Annotated in this window: 5 protein-coding genes and 1 riboswitch; all 5 genes read right to left on the bottom strand. The window is 53.9% G+C overall.

What is annotated here, in order from left to right; all coding sequences use genetic code 11:
• Positions 1–306 (bottom strand): hypothetical protein (locus JRJ26_19975; GenBank protein MBW2059769.1); only part of this gene is annotated, 306 nt, incomplete at its 3' end.
• A gap of 134 nt (positions 307–440) precedes the next feature.
• Entirely contained in the window at positions 441–3,260 is a 2,820-nt protein-coding gene (locus JRJ26_19970; GenBank protein ID MBW2059768.1) for a hypothetical protein, read from the bottom strand.
• Positions 3,261–3,303: 43 nt separating this feature from the next.
• A riboswitch (cyclic di-GMP riboswitch) is annotated at positions 3,304–3,409 on the bottom strand.
• 484 nt (positions 3,410–3,893) lie between these two features.
• Positions 3,894–4,712, bottom strand: a complete 819-nt coding sequence (locus tag JRJ26_19965) for an ABC transporter permease (protein MBW2059767.1) — start codon at positions 4,710–4,712, stop codon at positions 3,894–3,896.
• 21 nt (positions 4,713–4,733) lie between these two features.
• Positions 4,734–5,543, bottom strand: a complete 810-nt coding sequence (locus tag JRJ26_19960) for an ABC transporter permease (GenBank protein MBW2059766.1) — start codon at positions 5,541–5,543, stop codon at positions 4,734–4,736.
• A 141-nt stretch (positions 5,544–5,684) separates the two neighbouring features.
• Positions 5,685–6,483 (bottom strand): extracellular solute-binding protein (locus JRJ26_19955; protein MBW2059765.1); only part of this gene is annotated, 799 nt, incomplete at its 5' end.

Here is a 6,483-nt window from a genome sequence, read left to right as displayed (position 1 = left end):
CACTGACGTGCTGCTCACAGTCGCCACGCTCGTCCCCATGGCACCGCAATCGGGAATTTCCCCATTACCATCGAGCTTCGACACCCAGGCGGCGGTTGGGCCCGCGCCAAAGGACGCAGTCTCTCCTGCCACCACGTACCCGCCCTCCGGGGTCTGCTGGATGCAATAGGCCAGGTCATCCGCACCGCCGCCATAGGTACCCTGCCACGCGACCGCGCCGGTGGAGTTGAGCTTCAGGACCCAGGCGTCTCTGCCGCCGGCACCTGAGGAGTCACTCCAGCCGGCCACGATGTATCCACCATCCACTGTCTGCTGGACGGATTGGGCAGCGTCCCCACCAGTACCGCCGTAGGTCTTTTGCCAGACAACACTGCCCCCCGAGTCGAGCTTCAGGATCCACACGTCGTCCTCACCAGCACCAAAGGACGACGTCCACCCAGCTACGACATACCCCCAAAGGACGACGTCCACCCAGCTACGACATACCCACCATCCAAGGTCTCCTCCACGGAATAGGCCCATTCGCTCTTGCTCCCACCGTAGGTGTTTTGCCAGAGGACTGTCCCATCCGGGTCCAGCTTCAACACCCACAGGTCGGTACTTCCGGCCCCGAAAGAGGTCGTGAAACCCGCGACAATATAGCCGGCATCTGAGGTCTGGCGGATGCAAAATGCCCGGTCGTAACCAATTCCGCCGTATGTCTTCTGCCAGTCAACGGCTCCCTCGGGGTTGAGCTTCAACAACCAGATATCATAGCTCCCCTCACCAAGAGAATCGGTATAACCTGCCGTGATGTAGCCACCGTCTTCGGTCTGCTGGATGCAATACGCCCATTCATCCCCGCTCCCGCCAAAGGCCTTCTGCCACGCGACGGCGCCGGTGGAGTTGAGCTTCAGGACCCAGAGGTCGTTATCACCGGCTCCAGACGGAGATGTCCCGCCTGCCACGACGTAGCCACCGTCCACGGCCAGGCGGACCGAACGAGCCCAGTGACGGGCAGCCCCACCGTAGGCTCTGGCCCACGGGATGGGAGGAAGGAAGTATTCATCGGCCCCCATGTCCACCGTGGCGATGCCGTCACGGTCACCATCGGCGATACGCGGTTGGCCTTCGAAGTCTCCATGTGGCAGGGCGACGCCGTGGGTGCCTGTATCTATGCAGGGAGAAGAGGACGTCAGATGGTAATCACCTCCTCCCACAAAGAGGGGATCGACTTCGATGTTGCCCTCACCCCAGTCAAGCACGCACCCAGACCACACATCGACAGCCGATGCTCCCCCTTCCACATTGCTGTGGCTGATTGTGCAAGAAGAATTCTTAGTAAGCGTCATCTCGGGCCCCACACTGGCCGAGTCACCCCACAGGATGCTGTTGTGTATGGTCGGCCGGGCGTAGCTGTAGCCACAAATCGCTCCCCCGCAATGGTTAGCGGTGTTTTCGATGATGGTGCAGTTGAAGATGTTTATAACACCGCGGGAGCAAAAGATCCCACCACCATGATCATCGGCTGAATTGCCGGTTATGATGCAGTTCTCTATGGCCGGCGAAGGATATCCGTAGCAGTAAATGCCCCCGCACCTCACACCTGAGTTTTCGCTTATCACGCATTTGCTGATACGCGGCGCGGATTGCCGACAGTAAACACCGCCACCATCAAAACCAGCCGAGTTTCTACTCATGATGGAGTCGGTGATGATCGGGGAGGAGTCGGAGCAATAGATCCCGCCACCGAAGTCTTCCGCCGAGTTGGCCACGATGATGCAGTTGGCAATGGCCGGAGAGGAACCCTCGCATAAGATCCCGCCGCCGTACCGAACCGTCCCATGGCGTGGGGCCCCCCGGATTATGGTGAAGCCGTCCAAAACCGTGTACGCTGTCTCACGGCTGTGGAAGTAAAACCCCCTGCCTTCACCCTCGCAGTCAATAGCGCAGTGTCTCGGGCCGCTCTCCGAACGCAGGGTTATCGCCTTTCCCTTGTAGTCAAGATCCTTGTTCCTCGAACCCGTGTATGTACCATCCCGTACTGTGATGACGCTGCCGTCAGCTGCTGTGTCTAGTGCGTCCTGGATCGTTGCGAAATCATCTGGAACATAATAGTATCGGACGGTGAATTCATCGGAACCCATGTCATAAACTCCACCTGACGGCCAGGGGCGCTGCTGACCGTCAATGTCGATCAATACGCCGGTGTTGATGCCGGTGTCGATACAGGGGGAGGCTGCAGTCAGGTGGTAGTTGCCCTGGCCTACGAAACGAGGATCGCCATCGATGTTGCCCAATAGCCAGTTCAAAGTACACCCGGGTCCAACCTCGACTCCCCCTTCTCCCCCTTCAACGTCGCTGTACTGAACCGTGGCAGAAGAACGCAATTCGAGGGTTATCTCCGGCCCCGACACGGCCGAATTACCCCAGAAAACACAGCTGGTTATCGCCGCATACGAGTCGTTGTAGCACCGCACAGCCCCCCCTGCGCGGTCGGCCCTGTTCCCGCCGACGGTGCAGTTGATCATGGTGAATCGCGAGTCGATGCAGTATATCCCTCCACCATAGTACTGTGCCGTGTTCTCGCTTATGGTGCAGTTCACAAGAAGGGCCGATGAATTGGATTCGCAGTAAACGGCACCGCCACTGGTACCAGCTGCGTTGCCGCTGATGATGCAGTCGGTAATGCTCGGTATCGAATGGGAGCACCAGATAGCCCCTCCACGGTCCTCAGTGGAGTTATCCCTGATGATACAGTTTCTGATTGTGGGGGAGGCACCGTCACAGGCAATGGCTCCGCCGGGGCCGGATGTGGAACCGTTGACGATCGTGAAGCCATCCACGACTGAACTCGAAGTCTCGCTGGTGTGGAACCAAAAGGCTCTGGCTTCCCCTTCCCACGAGACCTGCCAATGGCAATCAATCACGCAGTTCTCCGGTCCGTTCTCGGAACGTAGGGTTACCGCCTTGCCCTTGAAGTCGAGGTTGACGTCCCACAGGTGCCCGTATGCCCCGTCACGAACGATGACCGTGTCTCCGCTCCTTGCCCGGTCTAGGCCGTCCTGGATAAACTCGATCCCGTTGGTCTCATCGGGCACATAGTAGGTGGCACCGAACGCCGCTGGAGACATGAACAGAAAACCGGCAAGTCCAACGAATAACGCAACCCGATGATCCTTCAGCATGCCATTCGCCGCAGCCCTGCCTCCTTTCAACACTACCGAAAGCCAAACCGGCAGTATACCGCTCACCCAAACGAGAAGAGTCGTTCTCTTCATTTGAACTCCCTCCCTCCTCAAACCAAAACAGCCGGGCCACCTCTTCGGCAACCCGGCTATCTGTCTAGATGGTCTGCGCCCGGATGCTGTCTACTCACAGACCCGTGGCTTTCCGTCCCACCCTCACGGGCGGTGTGGCCTTATCGATGTATGCATTGTAGCAGATCGAGAGGTCGTGTCAAGAAAAAAGCTTGCAAAAATCTTTCTCTTTTTGGGTACTTGCATTACTTTACAGCAATTGACAGTCCGGATTGAAAGGACCGCACTCGATGCCACTGCCTGGCCGAAAAGTGGAATTCAAGCTCGATTCAATCGATGGAGGGTTTTTGAAAAACCCGGATGTCGTGGAGGAAACAGAAATCTAACCCCCTTTGTTCATCACTTTTGGGAAATGGATCCAATAAGCTGTAATTAAAGCACAATCTGAAATACAGCAAAAAGCAGAGTGTATTTCTTCCTCTCCAAAAACTCTTTGCAGAATAAGGCTTCTGGGATACAGGCAGACAATGCGGGCTGATTATTCGATTTTGCACCGGAACAGGCCACACATCAACTGATTTGAACTATCGAAGGGTCTCGGCCTACCTAGGATATGCATCGAGTACCGAGGCTGTGTGGCGCTTACAGTATTTCCTAGGTTCTTGAAGGTTGATTCCTCTTTCTGGTCAGTTCAAGAACGATGAGAAACGTGGCTGAAATTCCGATCAAGAGGCTGGAAACGGCAGCTATTGTGGGATTGATCTCCATTCGGATGCCGTCCCACATCATTCTTGGAAGCGTGACAGCGGTGCTGCCTGATATGAAAAGAGCGATCACCAGCTCGTCAAAAGATGTGGCAAAAGCAAAGATAGCACCTGAGAGGATCCCGGGTCTGATCATAGGGAAAACAACGTACCAGAATGATTTGAAGGGCGTTGCTCCGAGATTCATGGCAGCCCGCTCATAGGACAAATCGAGGCCTTTCAAGGTCGCCGACACATTAACGATGACAAAAGGAGTTGCCAGAATCGTATGGGCGATCACGAGCCCGGTCACCGTTCCAATCAGGTGGAGATGCGCGAAGAGAAAGTAGATGCATATGGCGATAATGATAAGGGGAACCATCATTGGAGATATCATGAAGGAATACACGGCCCCTTTCCCGCGAAATTGCATTCTGACAAAAGCAAAAGAGGCAAGCGTTCCGAAAATGCTGGCGAGGACGGTCACGATACCGGCAACTTCCAGGCTCACACGGGTGGCAGATAACCAGCTTCGGCTGCTGAAGTAATTATCGTACCATTTCAACGAAAATCCCGCGGGAGGGAACTCGAGATATCTCGAACTGCTGAAAGAGATAGGAAGGACGATGAACAGAGGCATGATTAAGAAGAACAAAGTCGAGATGCAGTATGCATAAAACAGAGGTTTGCCTATCTTGTATGGCACAGAGGAGAATTTCTTTTCTTTCATGGTCTTTTCCGACAATCGACTTCAGCTTCCCCAAATTTTATCCAGGCTCAGAAATCGGTTGAAGATACCAAGAATGATCAAAACCGTGACAATCAAAATAAGGGCAAGGACAGAAGCAAAGCCCCAGTTCAGAAGATCATTCACCGTGTTGTAGATCAGCTGGGAGAGCATTGTCTCCTTGAGGCCACCCAGCAGGGACGGCGTGATATAGAACCCTATGGAGAGAATGAATACGAGAATGATTCCCGCCCCCATTCCAGGCAGGCTCAAGGGGAAGAAAACCTTCCAGAAACTCTGATACGGGGTGGCCCCCAGATTCTGCGCGGCTTTTATGAGATTTCGGTCGATTCCTTTCATAACACTGTATAAGGGCAAGATCATGAAAGGCAAGAGGACATGGGTCATTCCCACATTGACACCGAACATATTGTGCATGAGTTTCAACGGTACGGTAATCACTCCCATTGCCCGTAGCAGGTTGTTGATAACGCCGTTTCTTCCCAGCAATGCCATCCAAGCGTAGGTACGAACAAGGAAACTTGTAAAAAAAGGCATAATGACGAATATGAAAAGGATGTTTCGCGTTCGCTCCCTCAAATGAACCAGGAAGTAGGCAAGGGGATAACCAAGGACGAGGCAACTTGCCGTGACAATCAGACTGATCTTCAAGGTCGTCCACAAGACTCTTAGATAGCATGGTACCTTGTAAACATGCACGTAATGTTTAAGGGTGAATCCTGGATCAAAGAAACTGAATTTGATCAACCTTAGTAGAGGGAAAAGATAGAAGACCAAAAGGAATGCCAGGAAGGGGAGGATCTCCAAAGCCAACTTACGGTATTTGGAAAGACGAGCCTTGTCAGCTCTCCCTCGGCCATGTTGATTATTCAACCTGTTGCCTTGCGTGTCAGCCAACGGTCAGCACCATCCGCGGCGGGGGGGCGGACGCCCCCCCTACGCTCTCAGATTCGACTAATCTTGAACCGCCCATTCATGCCAAGCCTCGGTCACACGCTCCCGGTTCTCGCCCCACCATTTGCCGTTCCGGACAAATTGTCCCTTCACGTTCTCAGGAGCCGTGCAGAGGGTCCTAGCTCGTTCGGGGCTTATGAAATCAAACGCCTTTTGATTCACCGGGCCAGCAGCATAATACTTCACAAAATTTGCCTGGTTTCTAGCTTGAGTCGCAAATTCGATGAACTTCAGGGCACTCTTGTAGTTCTTCGTGCCCTTCAGGATCGACCAGTACTCGCCCGTGAGTTCGCCCTGATTCCACTCGATCGCGACCGGTGCCCCCTCATCCATGATTTTTATGATTCGCCCGTGGTAAGAACTGGTAAGAACCACCTCCTTATCGACCAGAAGCTGAGGTGGGATGGCACCTGAATCCCACCACTTCACTACATAGGGTCTGATCTTTGTAAACATTTTGAAGGCCAGATCCAGGTCTATTGGATAGATCTTGTCGATCGGAACTCCGGCAGCCAACACGGCAAACTCCAAGTCAGGGCCGGTTCCGACTCCAGACATCAAGCAACGGGGCCCCGGAAAACGCTTCACGTCCCAGAATTCTGCCCACGTTCTCGGATGCTCGTCTGGAAAGACATCCGTTCTATAGGCCATGACCGTGGAAAAAAACATGGTTCCTGCGGCATAAGGCGTGAAGGTTCCCTTAACTACTTGTTCATGGAGTTTCTTGTCAAACTGGCTGTAATCGATTTTTTCAAGCAGGTCATGCTTCAGCGCTGTCAGCACCATCCCCATGTCGACG

It is taken from the genome of Deltaproteobacteria bacterium (genome assembly GCA_019308905.1).
Lineage (GTDB): Bacteria > Desulfobacterota > BSN033 > WVXP01 > WVXP01 > JAFDHF01.
Note: the sequence above shows the minus strand (reverse complement) of the source record. Positions and strands in the feature narration are given on the sequence as shown.

Coding starts and splice junctions, on each gene's coding strand:
- JRJ26_19970 (MBW2059768.1), bottom strand. CDS start 3,260: ATGAAGAGAACGACTCTTCTCGTTTGGGTGAGCGGTATACTGCCGGTT.
- JRJ26_19965 (MBW2059767.1), bottom strand. CDS start 4,712: ATGAAAGAAAAGAAATTCTCCTCTGTGCCATACAAGATAGGCAAACCT.